General features: G+C 72.1%; 23 protein-coding genes. 15 read left to right on the top strand and 8 right to left on the bottom strand.

Annotated features, from left to right (window positions below):
• Positions 1-2 precede the first annotated feature (2 nt).
• Positions 3-425, top strand: a complete 423-nt coding sequence (locus tag APR03_RS14290; RefSeq protein WP_253836630.1) for a RidA family protein — start codon at positions 3-5, stop codon at positions 423-425.
• Between the two features lie 43 nt (positions 426-468).
• On the opposite strand, the gene APR03_RS14285 is transcribed toward APR03_RS14290, so the two are convergent.
• The gene (locus APR03_RS14285; RefSeq protein WP_253836628.1) at positions 469-1,506 is read right to left on the bottom strand and encodes a LacI family DNA-binding transcriptional regulator; all 1,038 of its coding nucleotides are present in this window, start codon (positions 1,504-1,506) and stop codon (positions 469-471) included.
• 189 nt (positions 1,507-1,695) lie between these two features.
• On the opposite strand from APR03_RS14285, the gene APR03_RS14280 reads away from it, so the two are divergent.
• The 5 genes from APR03_RS14280 (at position 1,696) to APR03_RS14260 (ending at position 7,685) form a co-directional block, all read left to right on the top strand.
• The gene (locus APR03_RS14280) at positions 1,696-3,009 is read left to right on the top strand and encodes an extracellular solute-binding protein (protein WP_253836626.1); all 1,314 of its coding nucleotides are present in this window, start codon (positions 1,696-1,698) and stop codon (positions 3,007-3,009) included.
• 41 nt (positions 3,010-3,050) lie between these two features.
• Complete coding sequence (locus tag APR03_RS14275) at positions 3,051-3,896, top strand: carbohydrate ABC transporter permease (protein WP_253836864.1); 846 nt, start codon at positions 3,051-3,053, stop codon at positions 3,894-3,896.
• The gene (locus APR03_RS14270) at positions 3,896-4,738 is read left to right on the top strand and encodes a carbohydrate ABC transporter permease (RefSeq protein WP_253836624.1); all 843 of its coding nucleotides are present in this window, start codon (positions 3,896-3,898) and stop codon (positions 4,736-4,738) included. The genes APR03_RS14275 and APR03_RS14270 overlap by 1 nt, the downstream gene beginning before the upstream one ends.
• A gap of 39 nt (positions 4,739-4,777) precedes the next feature.
• Positions 4,778-6,115 (top strand): alpha-hydroxy-acid oxidizing protein, encoded by a 1,338-nt coding sequence (locus tag APR03_RS14265; protein ID WP_253836622.1) that lies wholly within the window; start codon positions 4,778-4,780, stop codon positions 6,113-6,115.
• A 91-nt stretch (positions 6,116-6,206) separates the two neighbouring features.
• Positions 6,207-7,685 (top strand): MFS transporter, encoded by a 1,479-nt coding sequence (locus APR03_RS14260; RefSeq protein ID WP_253836620.1) that lies wholly within the window; start codon positions 6,207-6,209, stop codon positions 7,683-7,685.
• On the opposite strand, the gene APR03_RS14255 is transcribed toward APR03_RS14260, so the two are convergent.
• Together APR03_RS14255 and APR03_RS14250 are read right to left on the bottom strand one after the other, a co-directional pair.
• A complete protein-coding gene (locus APR03_RS14255; RefSeq protein ID WP_253836618.1) occupies positions 7,570-8,607 on the bottom strand; it encodes a sigma-70 family RNA polymerase sigma factor in 1,038 nt (345 codons plus the stop codon). The genes APR03_RS14260 and APR03_RS14255 overlap by 116 nt on opposite strands.
• Before the next feature lie 79 nt (positions 8,608-8,686).
• On the bottom strand, positions 8,687-8,911 hold the full coding sequence (locus tag APR03_RS14250) for a hypothetical protein (RefSeq protein ID WP_253836617.1): 225 nt from the start codon (positions 8,909-8,911) through the stop codon (positions 8,687-8,689).
• Here APR03_RS14250 and APR03_RS14245 point away from each other — a divergent pair.
• The gene (locus APR03_RS14245; RefSeq protein WP_253836615.1) at positions 8,906-9,088 is read left to right on the top strand and encodes a hypothetical protein; all 183 of its coding nucleotides are present in this window, start codon (positions 8,906-8,908) and stop codon (positions 9,086-9,088) included. The two genes, APR03_RS14250 and APR03_RS14245, sit on opposite strands and share 6 nt — an antisense overlap.
• A 37-nt stretch (positions 9,089-9,125) precedes the next feature.
• Here the strand turns inward: APR03_RS14245 and APR03_RS14240 are convergent, their stop codons facing one another.
• Genes APR03_RS14240 through APR03_RS14230 form a run of 3 tightly spaced genes read right to left on the bottom strand, consistent with a single transcriptional unit; the run spans position 9,126 to position 12,307 of the window.
• A complete protein-coding gene (locus APR03_RS14240) occupies positions 9,126-9,746 on the bottom strand; it encodes a hypothetical protein (RefSeq protein WP_253836614.1) in 621 nt (206 codons plus the stop codon).
• Between the two features lie 12 nt (positions 9,747-9,758).
• Positions 9,759-11,162: an MFS transporter gene (locus APR03_RS14235; RefSeq protein WP_253836613.1), complete on the bottom strand. Its 1,404-nt coding sequence runs from the start codon at positions 11,160-11,162 to the stop codon at positions 9,759-9,761.
• Between the two features lie 8 nt (positions 11,163-11,170).
• Positions 11,171-12,307, bottom strand: coding sequence for an alcohol dehydrogenase catalytic domain-containing protein (locus APR03_RS14230; RefSeq protein WP_253836612.1), 1,137 nt, complete (start codon positions 12,305-12,307; stop codon positions 11,171-11,173).
• Between the two features lie 88 nt (positions 12,308-12,395).
• Here APR03_RS14230 and soxR point away from each other — a divergent pair, with 88 nt between their 5' ends.
• From soxR to APR03_RS14210, 4 genes are all read left to right on the top strand, one after another.
• Positions 12,396-12,896, top strand: a complete 501-nt coding sequence (soxR, locus tag APR03_RS14225; protein ID WP_253836611.1) for a redox-sensitive transcriptional activator SoxR — start codon at positions 12,396-12,398, stop codon at positions 12,894-12,896.
• Positions 12,897-12,971: 75 nt separating this feature from the next.
• Positions 12,972-13,571 (top strand): hypothetical protein, encoded by a 600-nt coding sequence (locus APR03_RS14220; RefSeq protein WP_253836610.1) that lies wholly within the window; start codon positions 12,972-12,974, stop codon positions 13,569-13,571.
• Positions 13,572-13,631: 60 nt separating this feature from the next.
• On the top strand, positions 13,632-14,090 hold the full coding sequence (locus APR03_RS14215) for a type II 3-dehydroquinate dehydratase (protein ID WP_308216502.1): 459 nt from the start codon (positions 13,632-13,634) through the stop codon (positions 14,088-14,090).
• A 34-nt stretch (positions 14,091-14,124) separates the two neighbouring features.
• Positions 14,125-14,769 (top strand): SatD family protein, encoded by a 645-nt coding sequence (locus APR03_RS14210; RefSeq protein WP_253836609.1) that lies wholly within the window; start codon positions 14,125-14,127, stop codon positions 14,767-14,769.
• A 278-nt stretch (positions 14,770-15,047) separates the two neighbouring features.
• Here APR03_RS14210 and APR03_RS14205 read toward each other — a convergent pair whose 3' ends face one another.
• Together APR03_RS14205 and APR03_RS14200 are read right to left on the bottom strand one after the other, a co-directional pair.
• Complete coding sequence (locus tag APR03_RS14205) at positions 15,048-15,875, bottom strand: hypothetical protein (protein ID WP_253836608.1); 828 nt, start codon at positions 15,873-15,875, stop codon at positions 15,048-15,050.
• A 7-nt stretch (positions 15,876-15,882) separates the two neighbouring features.
• Positions 15,883-16,536, bottom strand: coding sequence for a SatD family protein (locus tag APR03_RS14200; RefSeq protein ID WP_253836606.1), 654 nt, complete (start codon positions 16,534-16,536; stop codon positions 15,883-15,885).
• Positions 16,537-16,690: 154 nt separating this feature from the next.
• On the opposite strand from APR03_RS14200, the gene APR03_RS14195 reads away from it, so the two are divergent.
• From APR03_RS14195 to APR03_RS14180, 4 genes are all read left to right on the top strand, one after another.
• Complete coding sequence (locus APR03_RS14195; RefSeq protein ID WP_253836604.1) at positions 16,691-17,230, top strand: Pycsar system effector family protein; 540 nt, start codon at positions 16,691-16,693, stop codon at positions 17,228-17,230.
• Positions 17,231-17,381: 151 nt separating this feature from the next.
• Complete coding sequence (gene efp / locus APR03_RS14190) at positions 17,382-17,945, top strand: elongation factor P (protein ID WP_253836602.1); 564 nt, start codon at positions 17,382-17,384, stop codon at positions 17,943-17,945.
• Position 17,946: 1 nt separating this feature from the next.
• Positions 17,947-18,363 (top strand): transcription antitermination factor NusB, encoded by a 417-nt coding sequence (nusB, locus tag APR03_RS14185; protein WP_253836600.1) that lies wholly within the window; start codon positions 17,947-17,949, stop codon positions 18,361-18,363.
• Between the two features lie 87 nt (positions 18,364-18,450).
• Positions 18,451-19,635 (top strand): MFS transporter, encoded by a 1,185-nt coding sequence (locus APR03_RS14180; RefSeq protein WP_253836597.1) that lies wholly within the window; start codon positions 18,451-18,453, stop codon positions 19,633-19,635.
• The last annotated feature ends 4 nt before the right edge of the window (positions 19,636-19,639 follow it).

The following is a 19,639-nucleotide window of genomic DNA, read 5'->3' as shown; positions in this document are numbered from 1 at the left end:
GTATGCCGACCTGCGGCGCAGCCGCTCCCACGGCCGACGTGCGCGTGTCGCGGTCCCGGCCGTACGCGTACGCGGCGACGGTGCCTGCCGGCTCCCGCCCGGTGTTCCTCGCCGGGGCGTGCCCGATCGACCAGGACGGGGACGTCAGCCTGCCGGGCGACGTCCCCGGCCAGGCCGCGCACGCCATGTCGAACCTGACGGTCGCGCTCGACGCGGCCGGCGCCCGGCTCGTGGACGTGCTCAACATCCGGGTCCTGGTCGCCACGACCGACCGCGAGGAGCTGGTCGCCGCCTGGGACGTGGTGCACGAGGCGTTCTCCGGCCACGAGCCGCCCGGCACGCTGCTGGGCGTCACGGTGCTCGGGTACCCCGGCCAGCTCGTGGAGGTGGAGGCGGTCGCCGCGGTCCGCGACGAGCTGCACTGATCCGGACCGCCCCGGACCGTCCCGGACCGGCACAGCCGGCCGGCTACGGACGGGCCGGCGCGGCCGTGGAGCCGCGGACCACGAGCTGGGTCGACAGCTGCACGTGGTGGGAGTCAGCCCGTTCGCCGCGCGCCTGCTGCAGCAGGGTGCGCAGCGCGACCCGGCCCATGTCGCTGATGGGCTGGCGCACGGTGGTCAGCGGGGGAGCGCTGGACACCGCCATGGCGGTGTCGTCGAATCCGACGACGGACAGGTCCTGCGGCACGCGCAGGCCGCGCTGGCGGGCCGCCTCGATCACACCGAGCGCCGAGGCGTCGCACCCGGCGAAGATCGCGGTGGGCGGGTGGGGCCCGTCGAGGAGCACGCCCGCCATCTCGAGGCCCGCGGGGACGGTGAACTCGCCGGCGAGCACGAGCGCCGGGTCGACCGGCGCCGAGGCCGACGACATCGCGCTGAGGTAGCCCTGCAGGCGCTCGTGCGAGGCGACGGAGCCGGGCGGGCCGCCCGCGTACGCGATGCGGCGATGACCCAGGTCCAGGAGGTGCCGGGTGGCCTGCAGGCCCCCGGTGAAGTTCGTCGCCCCCACCGAGACCACCTCGTCGTCGAGCGGGTTGAGAGGGTCGATCAGGACGACGCTGAGCCCGAGCGCGCTGATCTGGTCCCGCTGCTCGGCGGTGAGCTCCGCCGTCACGGCGATGACGCCCACGTGCTCCTGCGCTGCCATGCGGCGGCTCCAGGCCGGCGAGAGCGGCCCGTCCTCCTGGGCCGGGTCGGTCCGGTCGACGAGCACCTCGACGTGCTGCGCGTGCGCCGCCGCGACGATCCCCTCCAGCACGTGCATCGAGTAGAGGTTGGCGAGCGTGCTGAAGACGACGTTGACCTTGCGCAGCCGGTCGCGCTCGCGCGGTCCGGTGGTCGGGACGTAGCCGAGCTCGTCGATCGCCTGCTCCACCCGTCGGCGGGTCTGCTCCGAGATGTGCGGGCGGTGGTTGAGCACCTTGGACGCCGTGGCCTTCGAGACGCCGGCGGCCCGGGCCACCTGTTCGAGCGTGGGTCGCGCTGCCGTCCCGCTGCGGTCCATGGCACCTCCTCGTGGTGGACGTCCCCACTCTATGGTCCGGAAAAAGTTTCGTCGACTTGTCGCGTGTGTAGGCCCCTGAGTCATTGACAGGGTGAAAGGCCTCTCCCTACGGTCGAAGGCGCTCCAGGAAACTCGTTGAAACTATTTCAGAGCGGTCGACGACGACGTCGGCCGGAGAGGACTCGGACGATGAGGCTCGGGAACACGCTGGGAAACGGACGACGGGCGGCCGCCGTGGTCGCCGCGGTGACGGTGGCGACGGCGCTGGCCGCGTGCGGCGGCGGCAGGCAGCCCGGACAGGCCCCCGAGGGGCAGGCGAGCGCGTGGGCGCTGACCGGGGAGAGCGGTGACGTGCTCGGTGCGCAGTTCGACGCGTGGAACGAGGCCCACCCGGACGAGCAGTTCGCCGTCGAGTACTTCGCGAACGACGCGTACAAGGAGAAGATCCGCACCGCGGTCGGTGCGGGCAACGCGCCGACCCTCATCTACTCGTGGGCGGGCGGCACGCTCGAGGACTACGTGGCGAACGGGCGGGTCGTGGACCTCGGCGACAGTGCGGCCGCCCTTCAGGAGCGGCTGATCCCCTCGGTCGCCGACAACGGCACGGTCGACGGGACGACGTACGCCGTGCCGACCACGCACAGCCAGCCGGTGGTCCTGTACTACAACCAGGAGGTCCTGGACGCCGCGGGCGTCGAGGTCCCCACCACGTACGACGAGCTGCTCGACGCCGTGGGCGCCCTCGGCGACGAGGGTGTCATCCCGATCGCGCTGGCCGGACAGAGCGTCTGGCCGGAGCTGATGTGGATCCAGTACCTGACCGACCGGATCGGCGGCCCGGAGGTCTTCCAGGCCGTGCTCGACGGCAAGGAGGGTGCCTGGTCCGACCCGGCGATCATCGAGGCCACGACGAAGATCACGGAGCTGGTCGACGCGGGAGCGTTCGGAGACACCTTCGGGTCGGTCAACGCCGACCAGAACGGCGACACCGCCCTGGTGCAGACGGGCAAGGCGGGCTTCCTGCTGCAGGGCAGCTGGGTGTACCCGGACCTGGTGGCGGGTGCGCCCGAGCTCGTGGAGTCCGGCGGGCTGGGCTACACCTCGTTCCCGGAGGTCGACGGCGGGGCCGGCGACCCGGCCAACATCGTCGGCAACCCGTCCAACTTCTGGTCGGTCTCCGCGGACGCCTCACCCGAGGCCCAGGCCACGGCCCAGGAGTTCATCGGGACCGAGGTGCTCGACGACGACGCCGTCGACGACCTGCTCGCCATCGGCACGGTGCCGCCGGTCGTCGGCCTCGAGGACAAGATCGCCGAGCAGGACGACGCCGACTACCTGTCGTTCGTCTACGGGCTCGTCAGCGACGCCCCGCACTTCCAGCTCTCCTGGGACCAGGCCCTGCCGCCCGCCCAGGCGCAGGAGCTGCTGGACAACCTGAGCGGGCTGTTCCTCGGGCAGCTCGACCCGCAGCAGTTCTCCGACGCGATGGACGCGACGCTGTGACGGTGGCGCCCCCTGCGCCGGCGCAGGGGCCGTCGCTGTGGATGGCCGCGCCGGCGCTCGCGCTGTTCGGGCTGTTCGCCGTCGTGCCGCTCGGCGGCGTGCTCGTGCTGTCGTTCATGAGCTGGGACGGGCTGGGCGACCCGGTGTGGGCGGGCGCGGACAACTGGGGGCGCACCCTCACCGATCCGGTGACGCTGAACGCGATGCGGCTGACGGTGATCGTCACCGTCGTCTCCTGGCTGTTCCAGGCGCCGGTGTCCCTGCTCCTGGGTGTCTTCATGGCCGGCCGGCAGCGCTACCGGGCCGTGCTGTCCGTGCTGTACTTCCTGCCGCTGCTGTTCTCCGCGGCGGCCGTGGCGATCGCCTTCCGCGCCCTGCTCGACCCGAACTTCGGCCTGGGCCCCGCGCTCGGCGTGCCGCTGCTCGCCCAGGACTGGATCGGCAACCCCGACCTCGCGCTGTGGGTGGTGCTGTTCGTCATCGGCTGGTGCTTCGTCCCGTTCCACTCGCTGCTCTACCAGGGCGGGGTGCGCCAGATCCCGGCGTCCCTGTACGAGGCGGCGCTGCTCGACGGCGCCGGCCGGGTGCAGCAGTTCTTCCACATCACCCTGCCGCAGCTGAAGTACACGATCATCACGTCCTCGACCCTGATGATCGTCGGCTCGCTGACCTACTTCGACCTCATCTTCGTCCTGACCGGCGGCGGCCCGGGCAACGCGACCCGCATCCTGCCCCTGGACATGTACCTGACCGGCTTCCGCAGCTACGACATGGGCCGGGCGAGCGTCATCGCGGTGATCCTCGTCGTCGTCGGCCTCGGGGTCTCGCTGGCGCTGAACCGGCTCTCGGGAGCCAACCGCATGGAGTCCCAGATGGAGGGCGTCTGATGCCCGCACGCGCCGCACGAGCGGCCCGCACCGCACCCAACGTCGTCGGCGGCCTGGCCGGCTGGGTCTGGCTGGCCGTCATCATCCTGCCGATCTACTACATCGTCGTCACGAGCCTGCGCCCCACCGACGACTACTACGCCGAGAACACGCTGTCGTGGCCCTCGCGCCCCACGCTCGACGCCTACGGGGCGGTGCTGGCCAACGACTTCCCGCGCTACTTCGGCAACTCGGTGGTCGTCACCGCCGTCTCCGTCGTCGCGATCCTGGCCGTCTCGCTCATGGCGGCCTACGTGGTGGTGCGCTCCCGGCGCCGCAGCGCCTCGCGCCTGTTCCAGGTCTTCCTGCTGGGCATCGCGATCCCGATCCAGGCCACGATCGTGCCCGTCTACTACCTGATCATCCAGCTCGGCCTCTACGACACCCTCTGGGCGCTGATCCTGCCCTCCATCGCGTTCGCGATCCCGCTGTCCGTGCTCATCCTGACCAACTTCCTGCGGGACGTGCCCGGCGAGCTCTTCGAGTCGATGAAGGTGGACGGGGCGGGGGAGTGGCGCACCCTGTGGAGCCTCGCGCTGCCGCTCACCCGCCCGGCCGTGGTCACCGTCGGGGTCTACAACGCGCTGCAGGTCTGGAACGGGTTCCTGTTCCCCCTGGTGCTCACGCAGAGCGCCGAGACCCGGGTGCTGCCGCTGTCCCTGTGGGCGTTCCAGGGCGAGTTCTCGCTCGACGTGCCGGCCGTGCTCGCCGCTGTCGTGCTGTCCGTGCTGCCCATCCTGGCCGCGTACGTCATCGGCCGGCGGCAGCTCGTGTCCGGCCTGACCGCGGGGTTCGGCAGGTAGCGCCGGTGAGCACGCCGGGCGCGTGGCAGGATGTCCGGCATGCGCAATATCGGCCGGGCAGTGCAGTCCGCGATCTACCGCGACGGCGTCTACGGGCGCCGCCCCCTGGTCCCCACCCGGCCCGACGCGCTCGCCGCCGCCGCCCGCCGCCGCATGACCCGCACCGGCTGGGCCTACGTGTCCGGCGGCGCCGGCGCGCAGCGCACCCTCGCGGTCAACCGCGAGGCGTTCGGCCGGTACCGCATCGTCCCGCGCCAGATGGTCGACGTCGGCGAACGCTCCCTGACCACCACCCTGCTCGGCCGCGAGCTGCCCGCGCCCGTGCTCTACGGCCCGGTCGGCGCCCTGGAGCTCGCCGTCCAGCACCGGCGCGGCCGCGCCGCCGCACCCCGCGCCGCCGAACCCGAGCTCGCCGCCGCGGCCCGCGGCCTCGGGCTGCCCGTCGTCATCTCCTCCCAGGCCTCCACCCCCATGGAGGACACCGCCGCCGCCCTCGGCGACAGCCCCCGCTGGTTCCAGCTCTACTGGTCCTCCGACGACACCGTCGCCGAGTCCTTCGTCGCCCGCGCCGAGGCCAGCGGCTGCGAGGCCATCGTCGTCACCCTCGACACCCACGTGCTCGGCTGGCGCACCCTCGACCTCGACCTCGGCTACCTGCCCTTCGCCCGCGCCGAGGGCATCGCCCAGTACCTCAGCGACCCCGCCTTCCAGGCCCTCGTCGAGGCCCGCGTCCGCGGCACGGCCGCGCCCGCACCTTCGCCGGACGACGACGGCGCGGCGCCCGGCCGGCCCACGCCCGCCGCCGTCCGCTCCCTGCTGTCCATGGCCCGCCACCACCCCGGCCCCACCTGGCGCAACCTCACCCAGCCCTCCGCGCGGGCCGCCGTCGAGACCTTCCTCGACGTCTTCTCCCGCTCCACCCTCACCTGGAAAGACCTCGCCTGGCTGCGCGAGCGCACCACCCTGCCCCTCCTCGTCAAGGGCATCCAGCACCCCGACGACGCCCGCACCGCCCTCGACCACGGCGCCGACGGCATCATCGTGTCCAACCACGGCGGACGACAGGTCGACAACGCCGTCGCCTCCCTCGACACCCTCGCCCCCGTCGTCGACGCCGTCCGCGCCCGCCCCGACGGAGCAGACGTCCCCGTCCTGTTCGACTCCGGCATCCGCACCGGCGCCGACGTCTTCACCGCCCTCGCCCTCGGCGCCGACGCCGTCCTGCTCGGCCGCCCCTGGGTCTACGGCCTGGCGCTCGCGGGATCCCACGGCGTCCGCGCCGTCACCGAGCACGTCCTCGCCGAGCTCGACCTCACCATGGCGCTCGCGGGCGTGTCCCGCACCGACCAGATCGGGCGCCACAACCTGGCGCAGTGACCGTCTCGCGGACGACGCCCGGCGCGCCGTCGGTATGAGATCGTGACCGGCACGGCCCCCGCCGTCCGCCCGATCCGGGCAGACTGCCGCCATGACCGACGCCCGCCAGCGACCTGACGACCCGGCCTCCGGCCCGACCGCACCGACCCCGACGACGGGGCTGGAGCTGCGGGAGGACGCACGGATCCCGCGACGCCAGGTCATCTCCTGGGCGCTGTGGGACTGGGGGACCCAGCCGTTCAACACGGTGATCCTCACGTTCGTCTTCACGGCGCTGTACCTGACCACCGAGGCGTTCCTGGAACCCGGAGTCGCGGCCCTGGGCAAGGCCGACCCCGCCTACCAGCGCGGGCTCGCCGACCTGTCCAGCGGTGTAGGCCTGTGGAACACCCTCGCGGGCCTGCTCATCCTGGTGCTCGCGCCCGTGCTCGGGCAGCGCGCCGACGCCAGCGGCCGGCGCAAGGCGTGGCTCGCCGGCGGTACGGGCGGCATGGTCCTGTGCATGCTCGCGCTCTGGTTCGTCGAGGCCGACCCCGCCTACTTCGTGCTCGGCGCCGCCCTGATCGGCCTGGGCAGTGTGCTCAACGAGATCGCGGGCGTGAACTACAACGCCATGATGGTGTCCGTCGCCACGCCCAGGACCGTCGGCAGGGTGTCCGGCCTCGGCTGGGGCCTCGGCTACGTCGGCGGCATCCTCGCGCTGGTGTTCGTCGTCGTCGCCAACGCGTCGGACTGGTGGGGGATGCCCACGGACAACGGCCTCGCGTTCCGCGTGATCGCCGTGGGCTGCGCCCTGTGGGCGCTCGCGTTCGCCTGGCCTGTCCTGGCGTTCGTGCCGGAGCTGCCGGCCACCAAGGGCCGCACGCCGGTCGGGTTCTTCACCAGCTATGTGGTCCTGTTCCACGACATCAAGGCCCTGTGGCACACCTCGCGCCGCACGTTCTGGTTCCTCCTGGCCAGCGCCGTGTTCCGGGACGGGCTGAGCGGCGTCTTCGCGTTCGGCGCGATCATCGGCGGCGTCAGCTTCGGTTTCTCCTCCGACCAGGTGATCGTCTTCGGGATCGCCGCCAACCTGGTCGCCGGGGTCAGCACCGTCCTGGTCGGTCGCGCCGACGACCGCTTCGGCCCTCGTTCCGTCATCCTGACCACGCTCGCCGTCATCGTCGTGGCCGGGCTCGGCGTCGTGTTCCTGCGTGACCTCGGGCCCGTCGTCTACTGGGTGGGCGGGCTCATCCTGTCCGCCTGCGTCGGCCCGGCGCAGGCGGCGTCGCGGTCCTACCTCGCGCGGGTGACCCCGGCGGGCAAGGAGTCGGAGATCTTCGGCCTCTACGCCACGACCGGCCGCGCCTCGTCCTGGATGTCGAGCGCGCTGTGGACCATCATCATCGCCGCCACGGGCGCGACGATCTGGGGCACCCTGGGCATCATCGCCGTCGTGCTCGTGGGTCTCGTGCTCATGTGGTTCGTGCGCGAGGCGCCGGTCGGGTCCGGCTCCGGGAGCTCGTCAGCCACTCCCGCATCCGGGACAGGTCGGCCAGCGGACCCAGGTGCCGCAGCTTCTCGGGGTTGAGCACACCGCGGATCGCGACGAGCCGGACGTCGGAGCCGGGCTCGGCCGCCTCGGTGACCTCGAACGACCAGGTGCCGATCAGGCCGCCGCCCACGGCGTCGTCCGCCATGATGAGCAGGCCCGGCGCGCCGCCCACGAGCGCGCGCTCGAAGTGCAGCGGCGCGCCGCGCTTCATGAAGCCGGCCAGCAGGCGGGCGACGGCGACGCGGCCCGCGACCGGCTTCGTGACGGACATGCCTGGTGGCACGTTGCCGCCGCTGTCGCCCGTGAGCACCACGTCCTGCGCGAGCAGCTCCAGGAACGCCTCCACGGCGCCGTCCTCGCAGGCCGCGAGGAACCGGGTGACGAGCTCCTCGGCGCGGGGGGTCGTGGTGCCCGCGGGCCGGGCCGGTCCCGCGGGCGCGGTGCGCCGTTCGGCGATCCTGCGGCGGGCACGTGAGGCGAGCTGCCGTGCGGCGACCTCGGTCGTGCCGATGACGTCGGCGGCCTCGCGGTGCGGGAAGCCGAGCACGTCGTGCAGGAGGAATGCCGCCCGCTCGGTGGGCGTCAGCGTCTCCAGCAGCACGAGGAACGCCGTCGAGAGGTCGTCGGCGAGCTCGGCGTGGCCGGCGGCGTCGGGCGGCGGTGCGGCCATCGCGACGGGCAGGTGGACGGGGCCGACGAGCGGCTCCGGCAGCCACTCGCCCACGTACGACTCGCGCCGCACCCGGGCCGAGCGCAGCACGTCGATGGCGAGGCGGGTGGTCACGGTGGTCACGAACGCGTCCGGGTTGCGCACGTCCTCGGCCTGCGCGACGCGCGTCAGCGCCTCCTGCACCACGTCCTCCGCCTCGGCGACGCTGCCGAGCATGCGGTAGGCCACCGAGAACGCCAGGGGGCGGAGGCGGTCGAGTGCCGCGTCGTCGAGGGCGGGGCTGGTCATGCGGACATGCTCTCGCGTCATACCTCTATGACGGGACAGGGCGGCCGGATGTGACAGCGCGTGCGTGCCGTGACCACGTTCACCGGGTGCGCATCGCGTCGATCTCGTCCCGGCGGAACAGGACGAGGCGGTCGAGGACGTCGTCCGGCAGCGGGTGCTCGGGCGAGAACCGGACCGTGCCCTTCGACGTCGAGAAGCCGACCAGGTCCGCGGCGAGCGCATCGATCGCGGGCGGGCTGAACGGGTAGACGCCGACATGGGTCCGGGTGGCGCGGGCCGAGATCCGAGCCGGTGCGAGGTGCATCACGCGGTCACGTACTGGGCCGGTAAGAACACCACCACGACCGGGGTCGAGGCCCTGGTGGAGACCGGGTGGGCCTTCACCGACGCCCACGGGCAACGCATCCGCCTGCCCCACACCATCGACGCCCGCACCGATGACCCCCACGTCGCCGACCGGCCACTACCCGACGCCGCATGAGGAGCTCGGCGCCGGCCGGAATGTGGCTCGGCCGAACTCAGGCCTCGTCGGGCGGGAGCTGCCGGTCGCGGAGCTCCTGCCAGATCTGGATCCGCGCCCGCGCGGTGGGCTCGGGCGCGGGGACCGCCGTCGGCGGCGTGTGAACCTGAAAGGCTTCCAGCCCTGGAGGCGGCGCGGTGGCGGAGGAGGAGCGCGTCGGCGCGCGCTCGAGCGCGACGGGCGTCGGCTCGGTGTGCTCCTCGGGCCAGGCCTGGACGAGGTACCGCTCAACTGGTTCGGTCACCACGGCGTCGTAGGCGATCCGGCGACCGGCGGCGTGCACCCGGAGGCGGTACGTGCCCGGTCCGGTGGTGTCGAGGCGCGCCCCAGGACCGAGGCTGTCCTCGCCGCCGACCACGAGCAGAGGGACCTCGGTGGCCTCGACGCTGATCTCGGCGATCTCCTCCCACGTCCCCGGGTCGGTGGTCGGTTCGGGCCGCTGGTCGAGAACGCGGACCTCGACGTCGACCGGACCCATGTTGATGCCGGTCCTGATGTACGGGTGCCCGAGGTGGTCGTCGCTGACCAGCCTGGCGACGGCATCCGGATCCAGCGGTGGCCGCCAGGTGGCGCCGCGCAGCTCTAGGTAGCCCTCGACGACGCGTGTCGTGTATCGCATGGCGGCACCCTCTCACCGGGGCGCGCCGTCGGGCACGACCTCGGCCACGGTCCGTCGCGCCAGGACGACGACAATCGCTGGGAGCGCACCCGTCGCCCCGAGCACCACGGCGTAGGCGGGCAGACCCGCGAGGTCGTACAGCGCCCACAGGAGCGTGCCCGTGACGGATGACGCGATCGCCGCCGCGACGGCGTCCGCCACCTGCAGGGCGGACGAGGCGGAGCCCTGCTCACCCGGCTCGGCGAGCTCGAGCGTCAGGACCGACAGCGTGGGGTAGACCAGACCCATGCCGCTGCCGGACAGCACCCAGAACGCCATCCCGACCCCGGCCGGGACGCCCGGCAGCACGAGGAGGGCGACGCCCACCGTCCCCAGCGCGAGCAGTCCGCCGCCGAGGCGTACGTAACCGGCATGGCTCAGGTGCAACAGGTCGCGCCCGCGCACCCACGACGCGGTGGACCAGCCCAGGGCACCCACGGTCAGCACGAGGCCCGCCGCGGCCGGGCTCAGGTGCCGTTCGTGCACGAGGAGCAGCGGGAGCAGCACCTCAGCGCCCGTGAACGCGGCCGAGACGAGCGCGCGCACCGATACGACGGCGGGCAGACCGCGTCGGACACGCAGCACGGACCAGGCCAGGCGCAGTGCCGCCGCCACGGGGCGGTCGACGTCGGGCGCGCGCAGCGGAGCGGCGTCGGCGGCGGTGCGCGCGTCAGCGGCGGCCGCAGAGTGGGCCACAGAGTCGGTCCTGGAGTCGGCTCCGGAGTCCGCCCCAGGGTCAGCTCCTGTGTCGGCAGCCTCCGAACCCGTCTCCGCACCGCCGCCCTGGGCCGCCGTCAGGCCGGGCCGCATCAGGACGGCCGCCGGAACCGTGAGCACCGCGGCGCCGAGGAAGACCCAGCGCCAGCCGAGGTGGTCCACGACGAGCCCCGCCAGGCCCGGTCCGACGATCGCGGGGACCACCCAGGCCGCCGCGAACGCGGAGAAGACGGCGGGACGTCGCTCGGCTGCGAACACGCGCGCCACCAGCACGTACAGCGCGACGCCGAAGAGTCCGCTGCCGACGCCCTGGACCGCGCGGCCGGCGACGAGGACGCCCATCCCGGTCGCGGTGCCGGCCACGCCGAGGCCGACCACGAACAGGCCCACGCCGGTCCACATCGCGGGGGCGGGGCCGGAACGGTCGCACCAGCGCCCCGCCACGAGCATCCCGACCACGCTGGTCGCGAAGACCACCGCGAAAGCGAGCGTGTAGTGCCGCAGGCCGTCGAGGTCCACGGCGATGGCCGGCATCGCCGTGGCCACGGCGAGCGCCTCGAAGGCGCCGAGGGAGCACAGTGCGACCATCCCGACCAGGACGAGGCGCTGTGCCCCGGGGCTCAGCGTGCCGGGCCGCGGGACGGCGCGTGCCGATGTCACGGGGGCGCTCACACCAGCACCACCTTGCCGGTCGTGCGGCGCTCCTCGAGCTCACGGTGCGCCCGCGCGGCCTCGGCCAGCGGCACGCGGTGCGTGACCACACGCCAGCGGCCCGACGCCGCGTGTGCGAGCGCCCGCTCCTGGTACGGGCGCTGGTCGCCCATCGCGGGGGCGTCCGGTCCGACGGCGTAGCGGACCTCGACCGGCGACGGGATCCGGTCGTCCCCGGCCCAGGCGGTGTATTGGTTGGCCGTTCCGGACGCCCACCCGTACGCGACCAGCCGCCCCGCCCCGACGGCGGCCGATGCTTCGGCGGCCCGTCCCTCCGCGCGGCGGTCCGCACGATCTTGCGCGCCGCTGTCCCCGGGGCCGACCGTGCCCCTCGCAGCGCCGTCGACAGCGTGGTCCGCACCGGCCAGGAGCGCCGTCGCCCCCGTGCCGGGCTCACCGCCCACGCCGTCGAGCACGAGCGTCGCGGGGGAGCCGCCCAGCGCGGCGCGCGCGGCGTCCGCCCACCCCGGGGTGGAGTAGTCGACGAGCGCGAGGCGCCCGGGGTCCGCGGCCAGGCGGGCCAGGACCGCGAGCTTGGCCGGACCGCCCGCGAGCGCTACCACGGACGCCCCGAGGTAGAGCGCCTCCTGGACGAGCAGCGTGCCGAGCCCGCCGGCCGCACCGGTGACCACGACGACGTCGTCCGGGGTGATCGCCGCCAGGTCGAGGGTGTAGACGGCCATGCGGCCCGTGCCGATCATGGCGATGGCGTCGGCGGGGTCGAGCGGCGCGCCGTCCGGCCCGTCGGGGAGGGCGTGGAGCCGGTTCGCGCCGACGACCACGCGGCGGGCGTACCCGCCGCCGTCGGGCACCGGGCCCAGGTGGGCGGCCACGGGCCGCCCCCGCCAGGAGGGGTCGACACCAGGGCCGACGGCGGACACCGTGCCGGCCACCTCCCGGCCGGGGATCGACGGGAGCCCGGGCAGGGGCAGCGGCGCCCCGGCCTCTCCGCGGCGGAGGCTGGTGTCGAGCAGGTGCACGCCGTGGGCCACGGCGTCGACGAGCACCTCGCCCGGGCCGGGCGCAGGGTCGGGTACCTGCTCGAGAACGAGCACCTCGGGCGGACCGAACGAGTGATGTCTGATGGCGTCCATGCCGCGATCCTCTAACCTGAACCTTTGTTGAGGTCAACCGCGCGCTGTGCCGACCTCACCGACCCCGCTGACGACCAGGAGGCCACCGATGGAAGCATCCCACCCCGCCGTACCGTGGGACCGCGACGAGCTCACCGTGGGCGACCTCGCGGCGCGCAGCGGCGTCGCCGTCTCCGCCCTGCACTTCTACGAGCGCAAGGGGCTGATCTCGAGCCGCCGCACGTCGGGCAACCAGCGGCGCTACCGGCGCGAGACGCTGCGGCGCGTCGCGTTCATCCGGGTGTCGCAGCGCGTCGGGATACCGCTCGCGGACATCGGGGCGGCGCTCGCGACCCTGCCCGGCGACCGCACGCCGACGGCGAAGGACTGGCGGCGCATCTCCCAGGCCTGGCACGACGACCTCGACGCGAGGATCGAGCAGCTGTCCCGCCTGCGCGACCACCTCACCGACTGCATCGGGTGCGGGTGCCTCTCGCTGCGCCGGTGCGCGCTCACCAACCCGCACGACGAGCTCGCCGAGGCCGGACCCGGACCCCGCACGCTCCTCGTCGAGGGACTGGAGCCGGACGGGTCCGACCGTCCGGCGTGAGTGTCGGTGGTCGCCGCTAGCGTGGGCGGACGACGGCAGGAGCCGGCGTGGTGTGAGGCGAGGGTGAGGAGAACCGTGGGCACGTACTACCAGTGGGTCGCCGACCTGGACGCGACCGACGAGGAGGCCGGCGCCCTGGGGCAGCGCGTCGTCGACGATCTGGTCCGCCGGGGAGTGGTGCTGCCGGGACTGTCGTCCGAGGCGGCCCTGGGCGGCCAGGGGCACCCGGTCGGGCCGGCGTGGCCCGAGACCGTCGAGCACCCGGTGCCGGGCGGCGTGTCGGGTGAACCGCCGTGGGGCCTCGAGGTCCGGTTGGGGCGGGAGGTGCACGACGGCGCGCAGTACTCGGTCGAGGCGGTGACCTGCCCGCGGTGCTCGGTCCGGAGACCCTTCTACGGGCCGCCGGACGAGCTCGGGCCCACGGGCACGGACGAGGCCGGCCTGCGCGCGTTCTACGAGGCGGCCGCGACCTGGCGGGACGGCGGTGAGGCCGACCTCGCGTGCGCGGCGTGCGGAACCACCGCCCCGGTCACGCGATGGCAGGCCGAGGGTGCGGCGCTCGCGAGCCTGGTGTTCGTCTTCTGGGAGTGGGACGAGCTCCGGCCCGAGGTGCTGCGCTGGATCGCGGACGCGACGGGCGGGCACCGGATCGTGGACGGCCCCGGGAAGGTGTGACCGACACTCGTCCCGCGGACCCGACGGCGGTGCGCGGCGGCGGCCGTTAGGCTCGCGGCCATGGTCTCCGCACTGCCCCGTGTCCTGGTGCTCAACGGTCCGAATCTCGGCCGGCTCGGTGTTCGCGAGCCCGAGATCTACGGTCACCTGTCGATGTCCGACCTGAAGGTCTCGGCCGCGACGTGGGGCGCGGAGCTCGGCCTCGACGTGGAGGTGCGGCAGACGGACGGCGAGTCGGAGATCGTGGGCTGGCTCCACGAGGCGGTCGACGCCGAGGCGCACGTGGTGCTGAACCCCGCCGCGTTCACGCACTACTCCTACGCGCTGCGTGACGCCGCTGCCCAGGTGACGACGGCGGGTCTGCTCCTGGTCGAGGTGCATCTGTCCAACCCGGCCGCGCGGGAGTCGTTCCGGCACTACTCGGTGGTGGCCGGCATCGCGACGGGCACCGTCGCGGGCTTCGGGTTCGACTCCTACCGACTGGCGCTCTCGGCGATCGCGGCGAGATTGGCGGCGTAGCGTTTCTGATACTCAGGATCGATACCCTGGCACCGTGATTGTATTGACGGTCGATCAGCGTGGCTCGACTTATGCAGAGGACCGTGTACCCGTGGTGCTCGAGCAACTGGCCAAGTGGACCTCCGGCCGGGCCGGAATCGTGCTGCCGTTTGAGCGGACGATCGGTGACGAGGTTCAGGGGGTGCTCAGTGGACACAGTCCAGGGGCCCAACTCGCAGTCGATCTTACGCTGGACCTACTTCGCGATCGAGGGTGGAGCGTCGGAATTGGCGTGGGGCCGGTCGAAACACCACTGCCAGCCGTGTCCCGAGACGCACGCGGACCGGCGTTCTACCGCGCCCGAGATGCCGTGAACCGGGCTAAGACGCGGGTGTCTGGCAAATCCGTAGCGGTGGAGGGCCCCACGGCCGCGAGCGGGGAGAGGCGAGCGCACGAGGTTGAATCGCTCTTGCAGCTTCTTGGTGCGGTCCGCGCTCGCCGCACGCCTCATGGTTGGGAAGCGGTGGACGTGCTCTCCGGGCTGGCCGACAAGCCGGGGAGACAGAAGGCTGCGGCTCAATTGTTAGGGGTCAGCGAACAAGCGGTCAGCCAGCGTGTCCGGGCAGCAATGTGGTCGGAGGAGTGCGCCGTGCTGCCGGTGATTGTGCGTCGCCTCGAAGAACTGAGCGGCCCGACGTAGTCGGGGGGCAAATCGGTACTTGGTAAAGCACACCGTTGCAAACTCACGGTGTGCGCATCGCCTGGCACCGCGGGACGCGAAATTCGCTCGAGCGAAAGTGGTGTGGCTCGAAGCTCGAGGTGAACCGCTGAAACGGTGTCCGCCCGTAAGTCGAGCGGTGCGTGGCGCCAGCCCCGTGGCGGCTTCGCGTTCGACTCCTACCAGCTGGCGCTGGCGAAATCGTAGGGTAGTCACCGGTTAAGTCTTGAGCTTAATGCTTAGTAAGTTAAGTTCCTGCCTTACGAAGACACCAACATCGCGAGGCCGAGGCCTGCAAGGGCGATGAGCCAACTAGCGAAGCTGCCGATGAGGAAGTATTCCGTCACAGGGTTGGGGCCCTGGTGAAGAGGAGGGGTAGGAGGTGGGTCCACCTCCACCTCCGTGCCGGAGGCGTTCTTCGCGGAGGTCTGGATGATGATTGGCGAAGCGGCGGCGCGCACGTTCGACTCACTCGCGGCGAGTTCGGGGAATCGAAGCAGGCCCTTGGCTCCCACGACAACTGCGGCGGCGGTGAGGTTTCCTGCGAGGCCGAGCCCCAGGATGAAAAGACGTTCCATCGGGCCGAGAACGCGTCCGCTGCGAAGGCGGTCCGAGCCTTCCTTGGTGGGGACGTTGACGGCTTCGAGGATGAGTCGGACCAGGACGTTAGCGGTCGTGACCTGGGCGATGGCGATCCCACCGACAAGGATCAGCTGTGATGGCGCGAACGTAGACAAGGGTCCGGGTATCCACCCTGGCCAGGTGCTGGGGCCGTCGTCCGCGAAGAGCAAGGCGACAACGGTTCCGGTGGCTATCGCGAGGAACGCTGCACTGCGAGCCGTCGTCTTGCTGGTGACTGATGCGATGATGTCGATGAGGGTCCATACGGCGAGCAGTAGAGCCAGTGCCGTCCCGAGGCCGATCATCGTGAGCGGAGGCGTCCCGCTTGCTGCGAGGAGCGCCGCAAGCGTCAGGAGGCCTGCGGCGAGCGCAGCAGAGCGGCGCGCGCTCGAGATGCCCGCGGTGTTCGTGTCCCGGAAGGCGTCAGCCACCCCCAGCGCTGCGAGGAACGCTCCAAGAGCTGCCATCCGTGCATCACACCTTTCCGAAGAGGAACTGTGCGTCCCGAACGGCGCTCACGCCCCTCGCGAACGCCTGGCTCACGGCCGACTCCGAGATGGTTTCCAGCTCTGCGATGGCCTTCTGGGAATGACCGTGCAGCGCCCGGAGCAGCATCCGCCGTTGGCGGTGGTTGAGTGTATCGACGAGGCCGTCGCGCGCAACGAGGAAGGCGTTGACTGCTGCGGGTGTCGGCCAGCTGGTGTCCTCAGGCCCGACATATCGTGCACCGGCTTTCTTCCCGAGGGAGTCGATGGCGTCACGAGCGGTGTGCCAACCTGGTCCGTCCTGCCGTATCGGCTGAGAGTCGATCTCGAACACACGCACCTCGCCCTGGCCGATCCCGAACCGCATGACGACAAGGTCGGGGGTTCGGCCTTCCTCCGGGTCGGCGGTCGGCGGCGGGTGAGCGAGCCAGTTCAGCTCCAGCCGGATCAACAGGGTTGCGAGGGTCGCATCCGCGATGGTCGGGAACCCGCCTTGCACCTCGTCGCCGAACGTCGGTTCGAGGCGTTGCGCGAGGGTGAGCGACTCGCTGACTCTCCCGAGCGTGGCGACGATCGCTCGCTGAGCCCGTGCGCGGTCCTTGAGCGCTCGGGAGCCGACGATGTCGCCGATCATTGTGAACATGCATTCAGCATATGACTTAATTGCTGAGAACATAAGTGTTGAGCTTCATCTGCTGTGCTGTCGGAGCTGTTGGTCCTCGGGTGTGGCTGAGTAGGCTCACCTGGCGACGTCGGTCGGGCCGGAGGGGCGAATGAGCTGGTGGGGAACGGGGCGCGTGCAGCGCGACGCGCGGCGCCTGGACGGGATGCCCGATCGCGAGGGGAGTGCTGCGGACGCCCAGTTCGTCCAGTCGATGCTTCAGCTCACGATCACCAATGCCGATGTGAAAACGAGCGTCCTCGTGGCAGCGATCGCGCTCACCTTCGGTGTCGGGACCCCCGCCATCCCTCTGTACCAGGCCCTCGAGCCCGGAGCGTGGTTGGCTCAGGCCGGGGCGCTGCTCGGTGCGATCGCTGTCATCTACTGCGGTATCGCCGGAATGCATTTGGTGCTGTCGCTGCGGCCGAGGATGAAGCAGCGAGGCTTCTCGAGATACTCGTTGCCGGACATCGTCGACGCGTCGGTCGACGAGCTCGTCGCGACCACGAAGCAGGACGACAGGCGCGAGGCCTGGATCCAGGTCAAGAACCTTGCCGAGATCTCTGCTCAGAAGCACGACCATATCCGGCGGGCGCTCACCTACTACCCCATATCGGTGGCCCTGATGATCGTCGCGGGGGCGATCGGCATCGTCGTGCGCAGCGGACCGGTGTAGGCGGAGTCGATCGACGCTGTCCGGTAGACTTGACCGCTGCTGCTTGACACCCTTGATCGCACGGCCGGGGCACCCCGGCCCGATCACCCCCAGCCGCCGGCCCCCGTCGGCATGCCCTGGGTAAACCTTCACCCGACACAGGAAGACGAACGTGGCTACCTCCAACGACATCAAGAACGGCACCGTGCTCCGCATCGACGGCAACCTGTGGTCGGTCATCGAGTTCCAGCATGTCAAGCCGGGCAAGGGTGGCGCGTTCGTCCGCACCAAGATGAAGAACGTGCTCTCCGGCAAGGTCGTCGACAAGACGTTCAACGCGGGCATCAAGGTCGAGACGGCCAACGTGGACCGCCGCGACTTCCAGTACCTGTACATGGACGGCGAGGACTTCGTGTTCATGGACAACGACACCTACGACCAGATCACGGTGCCCGCCGCGACGGTCGGCGACGCCAAGGACTACATGCTCGAGGGCATGAGCGTCATGCTCGCCTCGAACGACGGCACGCCGCTCTACATCGAGCTGCCGGCGTCCGTGGTCCTGGAGATCACCTACACCGAGCCGGGCCTGCAGGGCGACCGGTCGACCGGTGGCACCAAGCCCGCCACCCTCGAGACCGGCGCGGAGATCCAGGTGCCGCTGTTCCTCGAGCAGGGCGTCAAGGTCAAGGTCGACACCCGCACGGGTGACTACCTCGGCCGCGTCACCGACTGACGTGGGCGCACGTACCAAGGCGCGCAAGCGCGCCGCCGACATCCTCTTCGAGGCGGAGCAGCGGGGCATCGACCCGCTCAAGCTCCTCGCCGACCGCGTGGCCGTGCCGCACACCGAGGCGTCCGTGCCGCAGTACACGGTCGAGATCGTCGAGGGCGTCGTGGCGCACCGCGACCGCATCGACGAGGTGCTGGAGACCTACTCGCAGGGCTGGACGCTGGCACGCATGCCCGCCGTCGACCGCGCGCTCCTGCGGATCGGCACGTGGGAGGTCCTCTTCAACGACGACGTGCCCGACGCCGTCGCCCTCGACGAGGCGGTCGACCTCGCGGGCGACCTGTCCACGGACGACTCGCCGGCCTTCGTGAACGGCCTGCTGGGCCGCGTCAAGGACCTGAAGCCGACCCTGCTGGCATGACTGACCCTGCTGGCACGACCGGCCGGCACGCATGACCGGTCCGCACGACGGCGGTCGCGCGACCGCCGTCAGGACCCCGCACCGCGCATGAGCACCGGTCCCGGCGCCGCACGGTTCGACGAGCGACGACTGCTCGTCGCGCTGTTCGGCGCCGGGACCGCTGCGTTCGCGCAGCTCTACGCCCCGCAGTCCGTGCTGCCGGACGCCGCGCGCGAGCTCGCGACGTCGGCGTCGGCGACCGCGCTGCTCGTGTCTGCCGCGACGCTCGGGCTGGCCGTGGGGGTGCTGCCCTGGGCGTGGGTCGCGGACCGCGTCGGGCGGGTGCGCGCCATGACCGTCGCGATGCTCGGCGCGACGACGGTCGGGCTCGCCGTGCCCTTCGCGCCGTCGTTCGGCCTGATCGTCGCGGGGCGGGCCGTCGAGGGGCTGCTGGTCGCGGGCGTCCCGGCGGTGGCCATGGCCTACCTGACCGAGATGCTTCCCGCGGCGGTGGTGCCCCGGGCCGCCGGTACGTACGTCGCGGGCACGTCGATGGGCGGGCTGCTGGGGCGGCTGGTCTCGGGCGGCGTCGCCGAGCTGCTCGACTGGCGTGCCGGGGTCGCCGCCGTCGCGCTGGCCTGCCTGGTCGCGACGGGCCTCTTCGTCTGGCTCGCGCCCCGCGACCGCGGCCCGCGGGCTCGCACCGCCACCCCCGACCCGGCCGCGCACCGGGCCGGCCGGTTCCGTGCCCTGCTCAGCCCGCGGCTGCTCGTCCTGGACGCGCAGGGGCTGCTGCTCATGGGTGGGTTCGTCGCCGTCTACAACTACCTCGGCTTCCGGCTGGCCGCCGAGCCGTTCGGCCTGTCGCCCGGCGTGGTCAGCCTCGTGTTCCTCGCCTACCTGGCGGGGACGTGGTCCTCGGCGCGGACCGGGCGGCTCGTGGTCCGGTACGGGCGCCGGCGGGTGCTGGTGGCGGCGACCGGCGTGATGGCGCTCGGCGTGGTGGCCACGCTGTCGGGGCGGCTGCCCGTGGTGCTGGCGGGCCTGGTCGTGCTCACCGCCGGGTTCTTCGGCGCGCACGCGGTGGCCAGCGGGTGGACCCCGGTCGCCGCACCGCGGGCGCGGACCCAGGCGGCGGCCGTCTACAACCTCGCGTACTACGCGGGGTCGAGCCTGTTCGGCTGGCTCGGCGGCGTCGGCTTCGCGCTGGCGGGCTGGCCCGGGACCGTGGGCATGGTGCTCGCGCTGGTGGCCCTGGCGGCGAGCCTGGCGGTTGCGGTGCTGCACGACTGACCTG

The organism is Promicromonospora thailandica (genome assembly GCF_024171955.1).
GTDB lineage: Bacteria > Actinomycetota > Actinomycetes > Actinomycetales > Cellulomonadaceae > Promicromonospora > Promicromonospora thailandica.
The sequence above is the reverse complement of the archived record's forward strand: the minus strand, read 5'-3'. Positions and strand labels throughout refer to the sequence as shown.